Here is a 2,306-nt window from a genome sequence, read left to right as displayed (position 1 = left end):
AAGTAGGAGCCCTTGCGCAGCTTGGGGATGCGCAGCTCGACCGCGCCGGCCCGGGTCTCCCAGATCCGGTCGCGGTAGCCGTTGCGCTGGGCCAGGCGTTCGGGGGGTCTTCTCGCCATAGGCCGCCCCGGTCTGGCTTTCGACTTCCAGCTCCATCAGACGCTGGGCGGCAAAGCCGATCATCTCGCGCAGCAGATCGGCGTCCGGGGTCTTTTCTAAAAGCGTGCGCAGGTTCATCATGTCTTCGGTCATCGGTGGGTCCTCGGTTGCGTTGGCGTGTCGCAACCCGATCCTACCGGAGAACTGCCGGTGACCACCGCAAAGCCGCCCGCCCGCTACGGCGCTATTGGGGGCGCGCGTCCGGGCGGCTTTGCTCTACCGAGCTACACCACCACCGGGGAGTACGTCATGCCAAGCTGATGAATACTTGTGGGTGCAAGTCCCATCCGGCCAAAGCCGAAGCAGGCAGGCCGGGACCGAGTCTTGCGGGCGTCGCGGCAACGCGGGGTTCGAAGTGTAGACAGGAGCCATGCGGGGTGCGGGAATGAGCCTCGAAAGGTGGATGTTCGCGGAGGTCGAGTGTGTTCCCTAAACACGAAGGCAGCATGAGCATCGTCGTTATGCGAGACGATGCCGCTCCGTCGGGTCGATGGCCGGATCACGCATGGAAGGTAATCATCGGAACATGAGAGGCCCGACCGGGTCCGTTGGATTGGTCTCCAACGGAGGGCAGCGGCAAGGCAGTGCCAGAGCCGCGGTCTGAGCTGAGGTCGGGAGTCGGACTGTACCTGTGAAGTCGTCGAAGGAAACGAGACGCATGGAGGGAAGGGGCCAGCCCGAGGGGAGCCCGCGCGAGAAGGCCAGGGTCCGGACACAGAGCCGGGTTGCCTTGCCGCCGAACCTCGAACGGGTGAACACGGCAGCCAAGCAGGCTGCCCAAACCCGGTTCACGGCCTTGCTGCACCACGTCGACGAGGACGCTCTGCGTCGGGCGTTTCGACGACAAAAGCGGCAGGCCAGCGCGGGGGTCGACGGGATAACGGTGGCGAAGTACGAAGAGAGGCTCACGGATAACCTCCGGGAGCTCTGCGGACGCGTCCACACGGGTCGCTACCGGCCACAGCCGGTGCGACGAGTCTACATCCCCAAAGCCGATGGCGGTAAGCGGCCTCTCGGTGTGCCGGCGCTAGAGGACAAGATTGTCCAAAGCGCGGTAGCCGAGGTGCTGAGCTCCGTCTACGAGGTCGACTTCCTCGGGTTCTCCTACGGCTTCCGGCCGGGGCGGAATCCTCATATGGCGCTTGACGCCTTGCACACAGCGATCATGAGCCAGCGCGTCAACTGGGTGCTCGATGCCGACATACGCAACTTCTTCGACTCGGTCGACCACGAGTGGCTACTGCGGATGGTGGCGCACAGGATCGCCGATCCTCGCATATTGCGGCTCATAGAGCTGTGGCTGCGGGCCGGCGTTCTTGTTCTTGAGAGCGGCGAGAAGCAAGAAACGGACAGGGGTACCCCGCAGGGGGCGGGCATCAGTCCGCTCCTCGCCAACATCTTTCTGCACTACATCCTCGATCTCTGGACCCATCAATGGCGCCGTCGCCGCGCACGCGGTCGCGTTGTGGCCGTTCGCTATGCGGACGACTTCGTCATGGGCTTCGAGAGCAAGGTGGATGCGCAGGAGATGCTCTTGGCCCTCAAGGCGCGGCTGGCCAGCTTTGGCCTGATGCTTCATGAGGGCAAGACGCGGTTGATCGAGTTCGGTCGATTTGCGGCCCTCTCGCGTCAGCGGCGCGGCGAGCGGCGACCCGAGACCTTCGCCTTCCTCGGCTTCACCCACTACTGCGGGCGGACCCGGGACGGCCGGTTTATCGTGAAGCACAAGACGGAAGGGAAACGCCTGACGCGCAAGCTGACGGCGTTGCGCCAGGAGGCCTGGCGCTCATGCACGAGTCACTGGCCACCCAGCACGAGTGGTTCGCCGCAGTGCTGCGTGGACACTACGGCTACTACGGCAGCCCGCACAATTATCCAGCGCTTAACGGCTTCTACCGCGAAGTGCGTCGGATCTGGCTGCACTGTCTGAGACTGCGCAGTCAGAAAAGTCGGCGCATGGGCTGGTCGGAGTTCGAGGCCCTGACGGCACGCTTCCGTCTGCCCGTTCCACGCATCACTCGCACTTGGGCGCAGGCGCGGATATGACGCGGGTTACCCTCGGGAAGAGCCGGGTGCGGGAAAGCCGCCTGCCCGGATCTGTGAGGGCGAAAGCCAAATGGCTGAGCTACTCGACCACGACCTCTGTG

The 2,306-nt window shown here is 64.4% G+C and carries 1 protein-coding gene and 1 pseudogene; one reads left to right on the top strand and one right to left on the bottom strand.

Annotation, left to right across the window (positions count from 1 at the left end):
- A pseudogene (locus GWG67_RS38585) lies at nucleotides 1-252 on the bottom strand (transposase); the annotation flags it as partial.
- A 565-nt stretch (nucleotides 253-817) separates the two neighbouring features.
- On the opposite strand from GWG67_RS38585, the gene ltrA reads away from it, so the two are divergent.
- Nucleotides 818-2,089: a group II intron reverse transcriptase/maturase gene (gene ltrA, locus GWG67_RS38580; RefSeq protein WP_275174873.1), complete on the top strand. Its 1,272-nt coding sequence runs from the start codon at nucleotides 818-820 to the stop codon at nucleotides 2,087-2,089.
- Nucleotides 2,090-2,306: the final 217 nt, after the last annotated feature.

The organism is Bradyrhizobium sp. CSS354 (assembly GCF_029051725.1).
In the GTDB taxonomy this organism is placed as follows: domain Bacteria; phylum Pseudomonadota; class Alphaproteobacteria; order Rhizobiales; family Xanthobacteraceae; genus Bradyrhizobium.
Note: the sequence above shows the minus strand (reverse complement) of the source record. Positions and strands in the feature narration are given on the sequence as shown.

Excerpts from the sequence above, each read along its gene's own strand:
- ltrA (WP_275174873.1), top strand. The coding sequence starts at position 818 with ATGGAGGGAAGGGGCCAGCCCGAGGGGAGCCCGCGCGAGAAGGCCAGG.